Origin of the sequence: Kitasatospora sp. NBC_01250, from assembly GCF_036226465.1 — a bacterium.
In the GTDB taxonomy this organism is placed as follows: Bacteria; Actinomycetota; Actinomycetes; order Streptomycetales; family Streptomycetaceae; genus Kitasatospora.
Genome location: NZ_CP108476.1, coordinates 3304249 through 3321682, shown reverse-complemented (window position 1 = coordinate 3321682; position 17434 = coordinate 3304249). Strand labels below are relative to the sequence as shown.

Below are 17434 nucleotides of genomic sequence, written 5' to 3'. Positions count from 1 at the left end.
GTGGCCGCCCTGGTCCGGGCCGGCCACCGTCGCGTGATCGAGAACCGCTACTCCGTCTTCTTGCGGCGGCTGCCGAAGACGATCTCGTCCCAGCTGGGCACGGTGGCCCGGCGGCCCGGGCGCACGCCGTCCGCCTCGGCCTGGCGGTCGGTGGTGCCGACCAGCCGCTCACGGTGCGGGGCGACCGCGCGTGGCATCAGGATGTCCGCGTACGCCGAGCCCGCGCCGACGGCCGGGGCGGCGGCGGCAGCGGCGGCCGGTTCCTCGACCTCCTGCTCCTCCTCCACCGGGGCGGCCTCGATCGCCGAGGGGCCCACCGCCAGGTCGCCGCGGAACGCGGGGACCACGTCCAGCAGGCTGGTCAGCGAATCCCTGCTCTCGGCGGCCGCGACGGCCTCGCGGGCCGGCAGCCGATCGGGCGGCGACATGATCCGGTCGGCGGAGGGCCGCTCGATCATCGGGCGCAGCGGTCGGTCGTGGGGCAGCCGGGCGATCCGCGGGATGAACGGGAAGACCGACTCCTCCTCGCGCTCGACGCTCTCGCCGATCAGTGCGCGGGCCTCGTCGTCGTTGGGCTGGACCAGCCGCCGGGGCGGGTCGTAGGTCCAGCTCGCGGTGCGGCCCTCGCCGTCCGAGCGGTAGGAGAGGACGACCTCCCAGGTGCCGTCGTCGCGCCGCCAGGAGTCCCAGCGCTCGGTGTCCTTCTCGGCCGCGCGCAGCACCAGGCGCTCGCCGACGGCCTCGCCGAGCTGCGGGCCGGTGGACTCGCCGGGGCGGCGGATGGGGGTCTTACGGGCGCGCTCGGCCATGAAGGCACGCTCGGCGAGCACCGGGCCCTCGAAGCGGCGCACCCGGTCGACCGAGATGCCGGCCGCCTGGGCGACCTCCTCGGCGGAGGCACCGGCTCGTATCCGCGCCTGGATGTCGCGCGGGCGCAGGTGGCTCTCGACCTCGATCTCGATCTGGCCGAGGCGCGGGCGGTCACCGCGGATGGCAGCGCGCAGCCGCTCGTCGATGGCGAGGGTGTACTCCGTGCTGTCGGCAGCCTTGAGCACCAGCCGTGTGCCGTCGTTGCTGACGGCCACGACGCGCAGTTCGGGCACGGTTACCTCCCGGGTGGTGCCTGCCGACGTCACCTGCGTCGCTGCTCCCGTACTGAGTGTGGCCTGCCCACTGGCGACTTGCCACAACCTTGCAGAGTTCTCCGGCGTGTCGGACTTCCGTCCGGTCATGCCGCTGTGGCACGGTGGCCTGTTCGCCGCGTCATCAGGTGACACCGCGTCAGGCATTCCCGGCCGTTCCCCGCACGTGGATGTGGAGCGACGGTTCGGGTCGAGCGCCGCCGTGCGTGCCTGGACCGAGGCTGTCATATCGACTGTCGATGTCGTGGCAGTCGAGAGGATGACCGAAGGCTCAGGCTCCACGAACAGTACTCCATTCGTGGCATCCACAGGGGCGGCTCGCCGCTCAAGTCTCCCGCGATTCACGGGAATCTCAAGAGCGAAGACTCCGATGGCGGACCGCCGATCAGTTGACGGTGATCATCTTCACATATATCGACTTCAAGAAACCGGATTTTCGACCCTTGTGTCCTTCTTTGTGCACAATGGGCGGGCTTATCGGATCGGCCGACGAGTCCGCTGGACCGACCTGACGACTTACCGACCGAACTGCTGAGCGACTTCCCGACGCCGCTGGGCGGCCGACCGAACCGAGACTGAGAGCACCGATGCCCGAACAGAGTGAGCGGGCCGCCGCCCCGTCGACCGACCAGGGCAGGCGGCGGATCGACCTGAGCCTGGCCCAGGTGACGGCCAGTGCGCTGGCCGCCGTGGTCGGCGCAGTGCTCGCCTCGGAGCTCGGCGTCTACGGGACGATCATCGGCGCGGCGGTGGTCAGCATCGGCGCCACCACCGGCGGCGCGCTCTTCCAGCACCTGTTCCGGCGCACCGGGGAGCAGTTGCGGGAGGCCGCCGACCGGGGGCCCGGCAGGACGGTCAACGGGCTGCAGCAGGTTCCGCTCACCGAGACGGCGCCGCTGCCGAGCGCCTGGCGCTCCGAGGGCGGGCCGGCGGACGGCGACCGGGCGGAGCGCGACCGGGCGGTGGCGGGCGGCTGGAACGACTCCGGGGTGTTCCGGGCCCGGCGCCGCCGGAGCTGGAAGACCTACGCGGCGCTCTCCGCGCTGGTCTTCGTGCTGGCGATGACGCCGATCCTGATCGTCGAGCAGGCCACCGGCAAGACCGTGCACGACATCACCACCGGTCAGGACGGCGGCGGCAACTCGCTCTTCCCCGGCGGTGGCGGCAGGAGCGGCGACCGGGCGCCCGTGAAGCCGGGGGCCGGTGACCCGGCGGCGCCCAGCCGCGCCGCCGAGACCGGGTCGGGGGCGACCAGCGGCTCCGGCGGGGCGGGGGCCTCGCCCAGTCCGTCCGGCTCGGGCGGTGCCGGTGCGTCGGCCACGCCGTCGGCGCCGGCCACCCCGTCCGGCAGCCCGAGCCCGACGCCGCAGGGCTCTTCGTCCCCCTCGCCTTCGAGCGGGTCGACGAGCAGCTCCGGCGCGTCGCCGCAGACGGGCGCCGCCACGCCGCCGGCCTCCACCCGACCGCTGCCGCCGGCCGCCACCCCGCCGGCCGCCACCCCCGCCGATGCGCCGACCGGCCAGCCCGGCGCCGCCGCGACGCCCTGAACCCGGGCCGACCGGATCGGGCGGGTGCGCTACGCCCCAAGCACCCGGCGCAGGTAGGCGTTGGCGAACCGCCGCTCCGGGTCGACCCGGTCGCGCAGCGCCGTGAAGTCCTTGAAGTGCGGGTAGACGTCGGCCAGGTACTCGGCGTCCCGGCTGTGCAGCTTGCCCCAGTGCGGGCGGCCCTGGTACGCCGTCATCAGCTGCTCGACGGCCGTGAAGTAGCCCTGCTCGGCGGTGCCCCGGTAGAGGTGGACGGCGATGTAGACGGTGTCGCGGCCGTTGGCGGTGGAGAGCCACAGGTCGTCGGCCGGGGCGCAGCGCACCTCCACGGGGAAGCTGATCCGCCAGTCGCTGCGCTCCACCAGTGCCTTCAGCTCGCGCAGCACCTCGGTGGCCGCCGCGCGCGACACCGCGTACTCCATCTCGATGAAGCGCACCTTGCGCGGGCTGGTGAACACCTTGTGCGCCGTGTCGGTGTAGCTGCGCTCGGACCAGGCCCGGCTGGCGACGGTGGCGATGACCGGGATGGTGCGGGGGAAGGCGCGGCCGATCCGGCAGGCGCCCTCCCAGACGGTGTTGGAGAGGAAGTCGTCCTCCAGCCAGGCCTTGGCGGCGGGCAGCGGGGCGGCCGGCCCGTGGCTGCGGTTGTTGCGCTTGGTGCTGCACCGGTCGGTGTGCGGGAACCAGTAGAACTCGAAGTGCTCGTTGACCGAGCTCAGCTCCTCGAACCGGTCGAGCACCTCGGCGAAGCCCATCGGCTGCTCCTGGGCAGTGAGCAGGAAGGCCGGCTCGACCCCGAAGGTGACCGTGCTGAGCACGCCGAGCGCGCCCAGGCCCAGCCGGGCGCCCGCGAAGAGCTCCGGGTCCTCGGTGGGGGAGCAGCGGCGGACGGAGCCGTCGGCCAGCACCAGCTCGACCGCCTTGATCTGCGCGGCCAGTGAGGCCGAGTCGCGGCCGGTGCCGTGGGTACCGGTGCTGGTCGCGCCGGCCACGGTCTGCACGTCGATGTCGCCCATGTTGGTCAGCGCCAGTCCGGCCGTGGCCAGCAGCCGGTTGAGCCGGTTGAGCGGCAGGCCGGCCTCCACGGTGACCGTACCGGCGGCCCGGTCCAGCTCGTGCACGGCGCACAGCCCCTCGGGCCGCACCAGTACGCCGCCCTCGGCCGAGGCTATCGCCGTGAAGGAGTGACCGGACCCGATGGCCTTGACGGTGCGGCCCTGCTCGGCGGCCTGCCGGACCACCGCGGCCAACTCCTCGGCCGAACCGGGGCTGACCACCTGAGCCGGCGCGGCGCTCTGGTTGCCCGCCCAGTTGGTCCAGCGGCCGGCGGTGATGGTGGCGGGCATGCGGAGCCTCCCAGCGACGGGTGCATTACCAGTGGGTAGGGAGCCTAGCCACCGGTGCCCGCACGGTCTATGGTCGCGCGGGCTCGCCCGACGGGGCCAGCGTGCCCGGCTCCACCGGTGCGGGCTCCGCGCCGGCCGTGCGCAGCCGCTGGCCGCCGGCCAGGGCGACCAGCACGCCGAAGGCCGCCGCGGCCATCGGCACCTGGTAGCCGGCCGCCGCCCCGGCGGCGTCCACCCGCCAGCCGGCCAGCGAGGAGCCGCCGGCCACGCCGAGGGCGAGCCCGGTGGTGGTCCAGCTCATCCCCTCGGTCAGCTGGGCGGGCGGCACCAGCCGGGCGACCAGCCCCATGGTGGTGATCATGGTCGGGGCGATCGAGAGCCCGGAGAGGAAGAGCGCGGCGCCCACCGCGAGCATGCCCACCGGACCGGTGCACCAGCGCGCGGCCAGCACCAGCGGCAGCATGCTCAGCGCCATCACCCCGATGCCCAGCTGGAACCGCCGGTCGGCCGGGCCGCGCGGGTGCAGCGTGCCGAAGACGGCCCCGGCCAGGCCCGAACCGAGCGCGTAGACGGCCAGCACCAGGCTGGCGGCACCCTTGTGCCCCTGTGCCTGGGCGAAGGCGACGGTGACCACCTCGACCGCACCGAAGATCGCTCCGGTGGCGATGAAGGTGAGCATCAGCACCCGCAGTCCGGGCGAGCGGATCGCCGAGCCGCCCGACTCCCGGGCCGTGCGGTGCACCGGCGGCTCGGTGCCGCGCTGCGCGGTGAAGAGCAGCACCCCGGCCGCGAGGAAGATCCCGGCCAGCAGCACGCCGGCCTCCGGGAAGAACGAGGTGGCCAGGCCGATCGAGAGGATCGGCCCGACGATGAAGATGATCTCGTCGACCACCGACTCCAACGCGTAGGCGGTGTGCAGCTTGCCCGGGTCCGAGCGGTAGAGGTGCGCCCAGCGGGCCCGCACCAGCGCCCCGGTGCTCGGCATGGTGCCCATGCCGACCGCGCTGAGGAAGAGCGTCCAGTCGGGGGCGCCGGAGCGCGCGCAGAGCAGCAGCGCGACGGTGGACACGGTGGTGGCCGCGGTCGCGGGCAGCGCCACCCGGCGCTGGCCGTGCCGGTCGACCAGCCGGGAGATCTGCGGCCCGATGGCCGCGGCCGCCAGCGCCATCACCGCCGAGACCGCGCCGGCCACCCCGTAGGAGCCGCGCAGCTGGGAGAGCATGGTGACGATCCCGATGCCGACCATGGAGATCGGCAGGCGGGAGAGGAAGCCGGTCGCCGAGAAGGCGAGGCTGCCGGGGGCGGCGAAGATCTGGCGGTAGTTGGACAGCACGGCGGCTCCTGGGTGGGAAGAGCCAGGGAGGGCCCGGTGGGTTGCGACGGCGGCCACGGTTCCGCTGGGTAAGGAACATGGCTCCTCTACACAGCTTACGGAACGTGGCAAACGGAATTCCGGCCGCGGCCGGGCCCCGCCCTGCCCGCGCGCCCGAACGGCGCGGTGGCAGGATCGGTGCCATGCCCGAGATCCACAGCGAGCCCGCCCCGGCCGCCGCCGCTCCCTATGACGCCCTGCTGCTGCTCTCCTTCGGCGGCCCGGAAGGGCCCGAGGAGGTGGTGCCGTTCCTGGAGAACGTGACCCGGGGCCGCGGCATCCCCAAGGAGCGGCTGGCCGAGGTCGGCCAGCACTACTTCCGCTTCGGCGGGATCAGCCCGATCAACGAGCAGAACCGCGAACTGCTCGCCGCGCTGCGCGCCGACTTCGCAGCGGCCGGCCTGGAACTGCCGGTCTACTGGGGCAACCGGAACTGGGCGCCGTTCCTGGTCGACACCCTGCGGGAGATGGCTGAGGACGGCCACCGCCGGATCGCGGTGCTCGCCACCAGCGCCTACGCCGGCTACTCGGGCTGCCGCCAGTACCGGGAGAACCTGGCCGACGCGCTCGCCACGCTGGCCGCGGAGGGCCGCCCGGCGCTGCGGGTGGACAAGCTGCGGCACTTCTACAACCACCCCGGCTTCGTCGAGCCGATGATCGACGCGACCCTGGCGGCGCTGGCCGAGCTGCCCGCCGACCTGCGCGAGGGCGCCGAGCTCGCCTTCACCACCCACTCGATCCCCACCGCGATGGCCGAGAGCTCCGGGGCGCCCGAGGACCCGGCGCGCGGCACCGCGGGGGGCGCGTACGTGGCCCAGCACCTGTCGGTGGCCGAGCTGGTCGCCGAGGCGGTCGCCAAGGCCACCGGCGTGGCCGACCGCCCGTGGCAGCTGGTCTACCAGTCGCGCAGCGGGGCCCCGCACATCCCGTGGCTGGAGCCGGACATCTGCGACCACCTGGCGGAGCGTCAGCAGGACGGCGCCCGGGCCGTGGTGATGATCCCGATCGGCTTCGTCTCGGACCACATGGAGGTCAAGTACGACCTCGACACCGAGGCGGTCGCCAAGGCCGCCGAACTCGGCCTGCCGGTGGCCCGGGCGGCCACGGTCGGCACCGACCCGCGCTTCACCGCCGCCGTGCGCGAGCTGGTGCTGGAGCGGGCGGCCACCGAACGCGGCCTGGCGCCCCGGCGCTGCGCCCTGGGCGCACTCGGCGCCAGCCACGACGTGTGCGCCGTGGACTGCTGCCCCAACCCGCGCGCCCCCCGGCCTGCCGCCGCGCAGGCCTGACCGATCCCACACCGAGCCTAGGAGTACCGTGCCCGACCAGATGCCGAGCGACCGGCAGCAGTCCGACCGGCCCCAGCCCGACGCCGCCCTGCTCGACGAACTGCTCGCGCTCGCTCTGGAGGCCGCCCGGCTGGCCGGGGCGCTGCTGCGCGACGGCCGCCCCGCCGACCTGGGCGTCGCGGCCACCAAGAGCAGCCCGGTCGACGTGGTCACCGAGATGGACCTGGCCTCCGAGAAGCTGATCGTGGAGCTGATCACCGGCCGTCGCCCGCAGGACGGCTACCTGGGCGAGGAGGGCACCGAGCGGTCGGGCACCAGCGGGGTGCGCTGGGTGGTCGACCCGCTCGACGGAACGGTCAACTACCTTTACGGGCTGCCGAACTGGGGCGTCAGTGTGGCTGCCGAGTACCACGGGCAGGTCGTGGTCGGTGTGGTCGACGCCCCGGCCAGGAGGGAGCTGTTCCAGGCGGTGCTGGGCCGTGGCGCCACGCTGGACGGGCGCACGCTGAGCGGGCGGCCCACTCCGCCCTGGGGGCAGGCGCTGGTCGCCACCGGTTTCAACTACGTGCTGCCGAACCGGGTGCACCAGGCCGAGGTACTGCACCGCCTGATGCCCGAGGTGCGGGACATCCGGCGCGGGGGAGCGGCCGCCATCGACCTCTGCGACCTGGCGGCGGGCCGGCTGGACGGCTACTACGAGCGCGGCCTGGCCCCGTGGGACCTGGCGGCCGGTGGCCTGATCGCCCGCGAGGCGGGCCTGTTCACCGGGGGCCGACCCGGCGAGCCGGCCTCCGGTGAGCTGGTGGTGGCTGCCGGACCCGGCGTCTTCGAGCCGTTGCAGGCGCGGCTGGAGGAGCTGGGCGCCTGGCACGACTGAGCTGGATGCGGACAGCGTGGCAGATGTGGTGAGCCCCGGCGCACGGAGCGCCGGGGCTCACCACAGGTCGAGGGGTCAGCGGGCGGGGGCCGGTCTGTCGGCCGCGGTGAAGTGGTCGGCGACGAGCGCCGGGTCAGGCACTGCGGGGCAGGGAGAGGACCGGATCGACACCGTGGTCGGTGGCGATCCGACGCAGGTCGTCCAGTTCGGACTGTTCGACCTCGGCGAGGAACTCGTCCCCGGACTCGAGTGCGCGGTGCAGATCCTGCTCGGTGTTCCTTATGCGCTGCAGGATTCCGGCGGTGAAGGCGTCCATGCGGCAGACCCCCTTACGGTGTCGGACGTGCGCGGTCGAGCGTTCTCCGGTTGGGAGGTGCGGCATTCCAGCGGCTGCGCTCCACCGGCCGGCAGGCACCGGTGCGAACGCTGATGCGGCCTCGGGGCCGCTCCGTGGGACCTGATCCCCCAGCCGGTGCGGATGAACGCGCGGCGGGTGGGTGCGATCGCCTGACGGCGTGATCGCGGGTGTGCAGTCGTCCTCCCCAGTCAGGGGGACGGGAAACCTCACGGCCGCGAGAAACCGGAGAAAGTTGCCGCTGTCACATTCGAGCGGCGCCCTGGTGTGCGGGCCCGGGGGCGGGGGCGTACCGCCTTACCGGTGCTTTACGCCGCAAGGAGGCAGGATGGAGGCACCGTCGGAGTCGCAGGCCCGCGTACGGGACCTTCCGATCCCGCCGCGCGTGCCCCAGAGAAGGGACAACCGCTGTGCGGGTTCTTGTCGTCGAGGACGAGCAGCTGCTCGCCGAAGCCGTGGCCACCGGTCTGCGCCGGGAGGCCATGGCCGTCGACGTGGTGTACGACGGCGAGGCCGCGTTGCAGCGGATCGCGGTCAACGACTACGACGTCGTGGTGCTCGACCGGGACCTGCCGCTGGTGCACGGCGACGACGTCTGCCGCAGCGTGGTGGAGCAGGGCCTGGCGACCCGGGTGATCATGCTGACGGCCTCCGGGGACATCAGCGACCGGGTCGAGGGCCTGGAGATCGGCGCTGACGACTATCTGCCCAAGCCGTTCGCTTTCAGCGAACTCGTGGCCCGGGTGCGCGCGCTGGGCCGACGCGCCACCGTCCCGCTGCCGCCGGTCCTGGACCGGGCCGGGATCACCCTCGACCCCGGCCGCCGCGAGGTGTTGCGCGACGGCCGCTCGATCCAGCTGGCGCCGAAGGAGTTCGCCGTCCTCGAGGTCCTGATGCGGGCCGGCGGGGCGGTGGTCTCCGCGGAGCAGCTGCTGGAGAAGGCCTGGGACGAGCACACGGACCCGTTCACCAACGTGGTGCGGGTGACCGTGATGACCCTGCGGCGAAAGCTCGGCGATCCCGCCGTGATCGTCACCGTGCCCGGTTCCGGCTACCGGATCTGACTCCCGTCCGCTCTTCCACCGCAAGGGGACGACACTCATGACCACCCCGCCCACCACCGGCGGGCCCTCCGGCAGTTCCCGCACGTTGCCGCCGCGGCCCGGCCACCCACCGCGTCCCGAGCAGCCGCCGCGTCCGGCCGCCGCGGAGCAGCACGCCCCTTACCGGCCCGGCGAGGGGCTGAGCTGGCTGCCCTTCCGGCCGACCATCAGGATCCGCCTCACCCTGCTCTACGGCGGCATGTTCCTGATGGCAGGGGTGGTGCTGCTGCTGCTCATGTACGTCCTGGTGCGCAACGCCTTCCAGAGCCCCACCCTGCCGCCGATCTTCATCGATCCGAGCATCACGGCCCGGATCAACAACCAGGTGGTGACCGGCGACCAGTTCAACCAGTACCTGCAGAACCAGATGAGGCTCGGGCAGCACAGCGAGCTCGACCTGCTGCTGCGCCAGGCGCTGACCGTGCTGGTCGTGCTCGCCGTGATCGCCTTCGCGGCCGGCTACGCGATGGCGGGGCGGGTGCTGCGCCCGCTGGGCCGGATCACCCGCGCCGCCCGCGAGGTGGCCGGTTCCGACCTGCACCGCCGGATCGAGCTGGAGGGGCCCGACGACGAGCTCAAGGAGCTCGCCGACACCTTCGACGAGATGCTCGACCGGCTGGACCGCTCCTTCGACTCCCAGCGCAGGTTCGTCGCCAACGCCTCGCACGAGCTGCGCACCCCGCTGGCGATCAACCGGACGCTGCTGGAGGTGCAGCTCTCCGATCCCAACACCTCGGCCGACCTGCAGCAGCTCGGCAAGACGCTGCTGGCCACCAACGAGCGCAGCGAGCAGTTGGTGGAGGGCCTGCTGCTGCTGGCCCGCAGCGACAACGAGCTGGTCGACCGGCGGCCGGTCGAGCTGTCCGAGGTGGCGCTGCGGGCGGTCGAGCAGACCCGCGCGGAGGCGGCCGACCGGGAGGTGGAGATCCGCTCCGAGCTGCACCAGGTGGCGGTCTCGGGCAACGGCGTGCTGCTGGAGCGGATCGCGCTCAACCTGCTGCAGAACGCGGTGCGCTACAACGTCGCCGACGGCTGGGTGGAGATCACCACCGCGCCCCGCCCCGGCGGCTTCGGCGAGCTGGTGGTGAGCAACACCGGGCCGGTGGTCCCGGGCTACGAGCTGGAGCACATCTTCGAGCCGTTCCGGCGGGTCAAGGGCGCGGACCGGACGCGCAGCGACAAGGGCGTCGGGCTCGGCCTGTCGATCGTCCGCTCGGTGGTCCGTGCGCACGGCGGCTCCATCGAGGCCGCGGCGCGCCCGGGCGGGGGGCTGACCATGCGGGTACGAATCCCCGGAAGCTGAATCCCGCACCCCGTCGGCCTTGCGCCCTGGTACGCCCGTCACCTGCACGAAGGGCCGGACCAGGGCGCTTGTCATATCCGGCTCCGACAACTTACGGTGTCGTAACCTACGCTTGCGTAAGTGACGCGTCCGTAAGTCCCCTCCCTCAGGAGCCCCCGTCGTGACCATCGCCCCCGCCCAGCGCACCGGCTCGACCGCCTGGACCGATGCCCGGCTGATCCTCGCTCTGGAAGAGGTGGTCGAGACCGAGCTCAACCGCCACCTGAAGGTCGCCAAGGAGTGGATGCCGCACGAGTACATCCCGTGGAGCCAGGGGCGGGACTTCGACGGCGTGCTCGGCGGCGAGGCCTGGGAGGTCGGCCAGTCCAAGGTGACCCCGCTCGGCCGGGTCTCGCTGGTCGTCAACCTGCTGACCGAGGACAACCTCCCCAGCTACCACCACGAGATCGCCTCCATGTTCGGCCGCGAGGGCGCCTGGGGGACCTGGGTGCACCGCTGGACGGCCGAGGAGGGCCGGCACGGCATAGCGCTCCGGGACTACCTGCTGGCCACCCGGGCGGTGGACCCGGTGGCTCTGGAGCGCTCCCGGATGGAGCACATGTCGGCCGGCTTCGAGTCCGACAACGCGCACAGCATGCTGCACTCGGTGGCCTACGTGGCCTTCCAGGAGCTCGCCACCCGGATCTCGCACCGCAACACCGGCCACTACGCCGGCGACCCGCTCTGCGAGCAGCTGCTGGCGAAGATCGCCAACGACGAGAACCTGCACATGGTCTTCTACCGCAACCTGCTCAAGGCGGCGCTGGACCTGGCCCCGGACCTGGCCCTGCAGGCCATCCGCGACGTGGTGACCGACTTCCGGATGCCCGGCCACGGCATGTCCGGCTTCGAGCGCGCGGCCGCGCAGATCGCCATCGGCGGCATCTACAACCTGCGGATCCACCACGACGACGTGCTCCAGCCGGTGCTGCGGCACCTCAAGGTGATGGAGCTGGGCGGCCTCGGCCCGGCGGGCCTGCAGGCCCAGCAGGAGCTCGGTCTCTACCTCGACGGGCTGGACACCCAGGCCACCCGGTTCGACGAGCGCCAGGCCGCGCTGCTGGCCCGCCGGGCCGAGGCCGCGGAGCGCCGGGCGGCCGGCTGAGCGGAGTCGGGGCGGCCCGTGGCCCGCGTCCGCGCCCACGGTGGCGCGGACGCGGGCCACGGCTCTGCGGGGGCCGATCGTGGGCGGACGGAAAGACCCGAAGCCCGGGATTGGGTCGTACCGGGGCGCTCGGACGGTGGGCGGTTTGCGGCGCTTTTGGCCAAAAAATTCTCCCCCGTGACCAACGTCACATCAGTGGTCCGCACTCGTTCGGATGATCTCTCTGAGTGATCAGACGATCGGGGTTGATCATTGCACTGGGTAGTTGGAATCGGTGGATCGCACTCCCGTGCGATCGGCCGGAAAGTACGGCCCCACCTGGGTCAAGCCGGTCTGGCGCACGGGGTTTTCGAGGCGTACCATCACCATCCGTATTCGGCAGTGAGTGCCCGTCGGCCGCCGGTGGCCACTGTCCGCAAGCCCCGGGAAGGCGCCCCCGACCGCCCGGCCGGGCTCGCCGCTGAGTGTCGATTGAGTAACAGGGCTTGAAGTAAGGCACAATCTCGGCCTCGGGTCGGGCACAAGACCGGCCCCTCATGCGTTACGTGCGCTGGAGATACCGCACACACCCAGAGGGGGAGAGCGAACATGGCGACGGACTACGACACCCCACGCAAGACCGACGACGACATCAACGAGGACAGCATCGAGGAGCTCAAGGCTCGTCGAAACGAGAAGTCGACGACCGCCGCCGACGTCGACTACGACGACTCCGCCGAGAGTCTCGAGCTGCCCGGCGCGGACCTTTCCAACGAGGAGCTGTCCGTCCGGGTGCTGCCCCGGCAGGCCGACGAGTTCACCTGCATGAGCTGCTTCCTGGTGCACCACCGCAGCCAGCTGGCCGGCGAGAAGAACGGCCAGGCCTACTGCAGGGACTGCTCCTGAAGATCGCGCGGCCCGAGCCCGGCGATCGTGCCGCGGCAGACCGGCCCCGACTGGGCACCCCGCCCCGTCGGAGCGGGTCACCGCGGCGGTCGGACGCGGACCGCTTCGGCGGCAGTGCACGAACGGCGATGGGGCGGTCCGTCATGACGGACCGCCCCATCGCCGTTCGTGCAACTCCTGCGCTGCCCCGCCTGTGCCGCCTGCCCGCGCAGGATCAGGAGCGGGCCGCGCCGATCGCGGCGGCCAGCGCCTCGGGATCGCGGGTGGACAGGTAGAGGTAGGGAGTGGGGTCGGCCGGATCGGTGACCTCCACCCGCAGCGCGGTCGGTACGTAGCTGCGCAGCAGCATGAAGGCGCGCGGGTCGGCCTTGGCCGAGCGCCAGGCCACCGCCTCCTTGGCATCCAGCGGCCGCGCCTCGCCGAGCACGTCGAGCGGGATCCTGGCCTTGCCGGCCACGAGCGAGCCCTGCACCACACGGATCCGCGCGGAACCGTACGAGCTGAGTCCGACGGCCGCGGCGACGAGTCCCGCCACCAGACCGACCAGTCCGGGCATCGGGCCGTAGCGCAGCAGGATCAGGCCGATCGACAGGCCGGCCGCGACCGGCAGCAGCCACCAGGAGCGGGGCGCGGTGAGGCGTTCGTCGTACATGCCCCCCATTGTGGGTGCCGTTCCAACCAGCTCGGCACGGCCCCCCGGTCCAAGGGGCGGAATCGCCTGGCGCATCCGTTACTACCGGCGGGTAGGGTCTGGCGCTGTGACTGGATCCACTGCCCCCACACCGGCTCCGCAGGGCTCCGCGGACCCTGCCGAGCGCCCCCACAGAATCCTGACGCCGACCACTGCGCCGGACGACGCCGTGGCGGCGGTCCGTCACCCCGAGGCGCCGGCACCCGGCACCCCGCTCGGCTCGCACTATGTGCACTGCTTCGGGTGCGGACCGCAGCAGACCAGCGGCCTGCAGATTGATGTCCGCGCCGGCCAAGGAGTGGACGTCACCGCCGAGTTCGTCGTCAAGGCGGTGCACCAGGGCGGCCCGGGCCTGGCCCACGGCGGCATCCTGACCACGGCGATGGACGAGACCCTCGGCTCGCTCAACTGGATCCTGCACACCGCCTCGGTCACGGGCCGGCTGGAGACCGACTTCGTGCGCCCGGTGCCCGTCGACTCGCGGTTGCACATCCGCGCCTGGGCGACCGGTGTGCACGGCCGCAAGCTCTACTGCGCCGGCGAGGGACGTATCGGCGGACCCGAGGGACCGGTCGCGATCCGGGCCGCGGCGCTCTTCGTTCAGGTGAAACTGGAACACTTCACCACGCACGGTCGTCCGCAGGACATCAAGGCTGCCCTGGACGACCCCGACCTGTTCAAACGAGCAAGAGCCTTTGAGGTGAATCCGTGAGTTCCACCGCCCGCCCGCCGGTCGAGGTCCTGATCCGGCGACTCGACCCCGAGCTGCCGCTGCCCAGCTATGCCCAGCCGGGCGACGCCGGCGCGGACCTGTGCGCCGCCGTCGACGCCGACCTCGAACCGGGCGAGCGCACGGTGATCCCGACCGGCATCGCCATCGCGTTGCCCGACGGCTACGCCGCGTTCGTCCACCCCCGTTCCGGACTGGCAGCTCGTTGCGGAGTTGCGCTCGTGAACGCCCCAGGGACGGTCGATGCCGGGTACCGTGGTGAGATCAAGGTGATCGTCGTCAACCTGGATCCGCGCGAGCGGGTCAGTTTCCGACGTGGGGACCGGATCGCGCAGCTGGTCATCCAGCAGGTCGAGAAGGCTCGCTTCCACGAGGTGACCGAACTGCCGGGGTCCGCACGCGCCGAGGGTGGGTTCGGGTCGACTGGTGGCCACGCGGCGGTTTAACATGCCGCGGCCGTGCAGGCCGCAGCCGAGCAGGTAGCCAAAGGTACGAGCAGGATTTCGCATCGGTCTTGGACCGGGAAGGACAGTGACCGTGTTCCGTCGTCGCCACAAGAGCGAGGACGCTGTCGAGCAGCTCGCCGAGGACGCCATCAGCGCCGACGAGACGGCCGATGACGTCGAAGGTTCCGCCGACTCCGAGAGCGAGACGCCGAACGACGTTGACTCCGTCGAGGAGACGGAGGAGGACCCGGCCGACCGTGTCGGTCTGCCGCCGGCCCCGCGTCCCGATGGTCCCTGGGACGACTCCGAGCTGGAGAGCCCGCACGAGGGTCGGGTCGACCTGGGCGGTCTGCTGGTCCCCGGTGTCGAGGGCATGGAGCTGCGGGTCGAGGTGGCCGGCGACGCGATCGTGGCCGCCACCCTGGTGCTCGGCAACAGCGCCATCCAGCTCCAGGCCTTTGCCGCGCCGAAGTCCGAGGGCATCTGGAGCGAGGTCCGCGACGAGATCGCGACCGGCATCCGGAGCCAGGGCGGCCTCGTCGAAGAGGAGGAGGGCCCGCTCGGCTGGCACCTGCGGGCCCAGGTCCCGGTCCAGCTGCCGGACGGCACGCAGGGCGTGCAGCTGGTCCGCTTCGTCGGCTGCGACGGCCCGCGCTGGTTCCTGCGCGGCGTGATCTCCGGCCAGGCCGCGGTGCAGCCCGAGTCGGCGGACGTGCTGGAGCAGGTGTTCCGGCAGACCGTGGTCGTGCGTGGCGAGGCTCCGATGGCGCCCCGCGACCCGATCGTGCTCAAGCTCCCCGAGGACGCCCAGATGGTGGCGGACGGCGGTGTCGGCGCCCCGGAGGGTGAGGCCTCGCGCTTCGGTGACGCCTCGCTGAGCCCGTTCGCCCGTGGCCCGGAGATCACCGAGGTCCGCTGAGGCGGGTTCATCAGCCGTATCGACCGGCCCCGGACAGCTCGGCTGTCCGGGGCCGGTTTGACTCCCGGCAGGCCGGTGCGTAGGGTTCTCCGAGTTGCCCGGACCACGTGATGTGGCGGCGAGTAAATCTGATGAGCGTGAAAATCGCGAGACAGAAACTCTGCTAGAGTCTGGGAGCGCCGAAAGCCGAAAGGCCGGAAGCGAAATGCGGAAAGCGAAGCGGAAAAGGCACTGAGCCGGATCTGATAAGCTGGAAACACGAAAGAACGAAGCGCCCGGAGGGGCCACGGAAGTGGCTGCGAAGGAAGCGTCCGTTCCTTGAGAACTCAACAGCGTGCCAAAAGTCAACGCCAGATATGTTGACATCCCCGGCCTTGGTCTTCGGACTGGGGTTGGAGATTCCTTTTGAAGTAGAACACTAGCGAGGACGCAGTGCGCGAGGCCACCCTATTCCGGTGGTTGTCGTGCCGCTCGACGCGGGTGTTGCTCGATTACGAGCAGACATTCACGGAGAGTTTGATCCTGGCTCAGGACGAACGCTGGCGGCGTGCTTAACACATGCAAGTCGAACGGTGAAGCCCTTCGGGGTGGATCAGTGGCGAACGGGTGAGTAACACGTGGGCAATCTGCCCTGCACTCTGGGACAAGCCCTGGAAACGGGGTCTAATACCGGATACGACCTTCCTCTGCATGGGGGTTGGTGGAAAGCTCCGGCGGTGCAGGATGAGCCCGCGGCCTATCAGCTTGTTGGTGGGGTAATGGCCTACCAAGGCGACGACGGGTAGCCGGCCTGAGAGGGCGACCGGCCACACTGGGACTGAGACACGGCCCAGACTCCTACGGGAGGCAGCAGTGGGGAATATTGCACAATGGGCGAAAGCCTGATGCAGCGACGCCGCGTGAGGGATGACGGCCTTCGGGTTGTAAACCTCTTTCAGCAGGGAAGAAGCGCAAGTGACGGTACCTGCAGAAGAAGCACCGGCTAACTACGTGCCAGCAGCCGCGGTAATACGTAGGGTGCGAGCGTTGTCCGGAATTATTGGGCGTAAAGAGCTCGTAGGCGGCCTGTCGCGTCGGATGTGAAAGCCCGGGGCTTAACCCCGGGTCTGCATTCGATACGGGCAGGCTAGAGTGTGGTAGGGGAGATCGGAATTCCTGGTGTAGCGGTGAAATGCGCAGATATCAGGAGGAACACCGGTGGCGAAGGCGGATCTCTGGGCCATTACTGACGCTGAGGAGCGAAAGCGTGGGGAGCGAACAGGATTAGATACCCTGGTAGTCCACGCCGTAAACGTTGGGAACTAGGTGTTGGCGACATTCCACGTCGTCGGTGCCGCAGCTAACGCATTAAGTTCCCCGCCTGGGGAGTACGGCCGCAAGGCTAAAACTCAAAGGAATTGACGGGGGCCCGCACAAGCAGCGGAGCATGTGGCTTAATTCGACGCAACGCGAAGAACCTTACCAAGGCTTGACATATACCGGAAACGGCTAGAGATAGTCGCCCCCTTGTGGTCGGTATACAGGTGGTGCATGGTTGTCGTCAGCTCGTGTCGTGAGATGTTGGGTTAAGTCCCGCAACGAGCGCAACCCTTGTTCTGTGTTGCCAGCATGCCTTTCGGGGTGATGGGGACTCACAGGAGACTGCCGGGGTCAACTCGGAGGAAGGTGGGGACGACGTCAAATCATCATGCCCCTTATGTCTTGGGCTGCACACGTGCTACAATGGTCGGTACAAAGGGCTGCGATACCGTGAGGTGGAGCGAATCCCAAAAGCCGGCCTCAGTTCGGATTGGGGTCTGCAACTCGACCCCATGAAGTTGGAGTTGCTAGTAATCGCAGATCAGCATGCTGCGGTGAATACGTTCCCGGGCCTTGTACACACCGCCCGTCACGTCACGAAAGTCGGTAACACCCGAAGCCGGTGGCCTAACCCTTGGGAGGGAGCCGTCGAAGGTGGGACCAGCGATTGGGACGAAGTCGTAACAAGGTAGCCGTACCGGAAGGTGCGGCTGGATCACCTCCTTTCTAAGGAGCACATGGCCGGATGCGAGCGAATGTCTCGCACGGTTGCTCATGGGTGGAACGTTGACTATTCGGCACACAGGGTTGGTTGTTTCCTAGTACTGCTTCGGCGTGGAACGGTTTCGGGTGATCTGGTGTGTCGGGCACGTTGTTGGGTCCTGAGGGAACGAGTAATCGTTGTCTCAGTGCCGGTCTCACGGACACGCCGGGTTTTTGCTTGGTTGTGTAGGTGGGTGTCTGGTCGTTGTTTGAGAACTGCACAG

At 70.7% G+C, this 17434-nt stretch carries 15 protein-coding genes and 1 rRNA gene; 11 read left to right on the top strand and 5 right to left on the bottom strand.

Translation table 11 applies throughout. The annotated features are described in order from the left end of the window. Positions 1-47: 47 nt before the first annotated feature. Positions 48-1136: a septation protein SepH gene (gene sepH / locus OG500_RS13425; protein WP_327066959.1), complete on the bottom strand. Its 1089-nt coding sequence runs from the start codon at positions 1134-1136 to the stop codon at positions 48-50. A 593-nt stretch (positions 1137-1729) separates the two neighbouring features. Between sepH and OG500_RS13420 the strand changes: the two genes are divergently transcribed. Beyond that, positions 1730-2689 carry a hypothetical protein gene (locus tag OG500_RS13420; protein ID WP_329580030.1) on the top strand — a complete coding sequence of 320 codons (960 nt, stop codon included), beginning with the start codon at positions 1730-1732 and terminating at the stop codon, positions 2687-2689. Positions 2690-2718: 29 nt separating this feature from the next. Here OG500_RS13420 and OG500_RS13415 read toward each other — a convergent pair whose 3' ends face one another. Continuing rightward, on the bottom strand, positions 2719-4035 hold the full coding sequence (locus OG500_RS13415) for a D-arabinono-1,4-lactone oxidase (protein WP_329580027.1): 1317 nt from the start codon (positions 4033-4035) through the stop codon (positions 2719-2721). Between the two features lie 67 nt (positions 4036-4102). Beyond that, complete coding sequence (locus OG500_RS13410; RefSeq protein ID WP_329580024.1) at positions 4103-5368, bottom strand: MFS transporter; 1266 nt, start codon at positions 5366-5368, stop codon at positions 4103-4105. 182 nt (positions 5369-5550) lie between these two features. Between OG500_RS13410 and OG500_RS13405 the strand changes: the two genes are divergently transcribed. Continuing rightward, on the top strand, positions 5551-6696 hold the full coding sequence (locus OG500_RS13405) for a ferrochelatase (protein WP_327066955.1): 1146 nt from the start codon (positions 5551-5553) through the stop codon (positions 6694-6696). Between the two features lie 40 nt (positions 6697-6736). After that, complete coding sequence (locus OG500_RS13400; protein WP_329587552.1) at positions 6737-7573, top strand: inositol monophosphatase family protein; 837 nt, start codon at positions 6737-6739, stop codon at positions 7571-7573. Positions 7574-7706: 133 nt separating this feature from the next. Here OG500_RS13400 and OG500_RS13395 read toward each other — a convergent pair whose 3' ends face one another. Next, positions 7707-7889, bottom strand: a complete 183-nt coding sequence (locus tag OG500_RS13395) for a hypothetical protein (protein ID WP_327066954.1) — start codon at positions 7887-7889, stop codon at positions 7707-7709. A gap of 449 nt (positions 7890-8338) precedes the next feature. Between OG500_RS13395 and OG500_RS13390 the strand changes: the two genes are divergently transcribed. The 4 genes from OG500_RS13390 to OG500_RS13375 all read left to right on the top strand — a co-directional run bounded on the left by OG500_RS13390 (position 8339) and on the right by OG500_RS13375 (position 12363). After that, on the top strand, positions 8339-8992 hold the full coding sequence (locus OG500_RS13390; RefSeq protein WP_035846216.1) for a response regulator transcription factor: 654 nt from the start codon (positions 8339-8341) through the stop codon (positions 8990-8992). A gap of 37 nt (positions 8993-9029) precedes the next feature. Then, the gene (locus OG500_RS13385; RefSeq protein WP_329580019.1) at positions 9030-10334 is read left to right on the top strand and encodes a sensor histidine kinase; all 1305 of its coding nucleotides are present in this window, start codon (positions 9030-9032) and stop codon (positions 10332-10334) included. A gap of 160 nt (positions 10335-10494) precedes the next feature. Next, positions 10495-11478 (top strand): acyl-ACP desaturase, encoded by a 984-nt coding sequence (locus OG500_RS13380; protein WP_327066952.1) that lies wholly within the window; start codon positions 10495-10497, stop codon positions 11476-11478. A gap of 588 nt (positions 11479-12066) precedes the next feature. Next, positions 12067-12363: a DUF4193 domain-containing protein gene (locus OG500_RS13375; protein ID WP_327066951.1), complete on the top strand. Its 297-nt coding sequence runs from the start codon at positions 12067-12069 to the stop codon at positions 12361-12363. Between the two features lie 214 nt (positions 12364-12577). Here OG500_RS13375 and OG500_RS13370 read toward each other — a convergent pair whose 3' ends face one another. Further along, a complete protein-coding gene (locus OG500_RS13370; RefSeq protein ID WP_327066950.1) occupies positions 12578-13015 on the bottom strand; it encodes a DUF3093 domain-containing protein in 438 nt (145 codons plus the stop codon). Positions 13016-13193: 178 nt separating this feature from the next. Between OG500_RS13370 and OG500_RS13365 the strand changes: the two genes are divergently transcribed. The 4 genes from OG500_RS13365 (at position 13194) to OG500_RS13350 (ending at position 17174) form a co-directional block, all read left to right on the top strand. Further along, positions 13194-13766: a PaaI family thioesterase gene (locus OG500_RS13365; protein WP_327071545.1), complete on the top strand. Its 573-nt coding sequence runs from the start codon at positions 13194-13196 to the stop codon at positions 13764-13766. After that, positions 13763-14230 carry a dUTP diphosphatase gene (gene dut / locus OG500_RS13360; protein ID WP_327066949.1) on the top strand — a complete coding sequence of 156 codons (468 nt, stop codon included), beginning with the start codon at positions 13763-13765 and terminating at the stop codon, positions 14228-14230. The genes OG500_RS13365 and dut overlap by 4 nt, the downstream gene beginning before the upstream one ends. Positions 14231-14321: 91 nt before the next feature. Then, entirely contained in the window at positions 14322-15149 is an 828-nt protein-coding gene (locus OG500_RS13355) for a DUF3710 domain-containing protein (protein ID WP_327066948.1), read from the top strand. Between the two features lie 504 nt (positions 15150-15653). After that, positions 15654-17174: ribosomal RNA gene (locus OG500_RS13350) — 16S ribosomal RNA — on the top strand. Positions 17175-17434 lie beyond the last annotated feature (260 nt).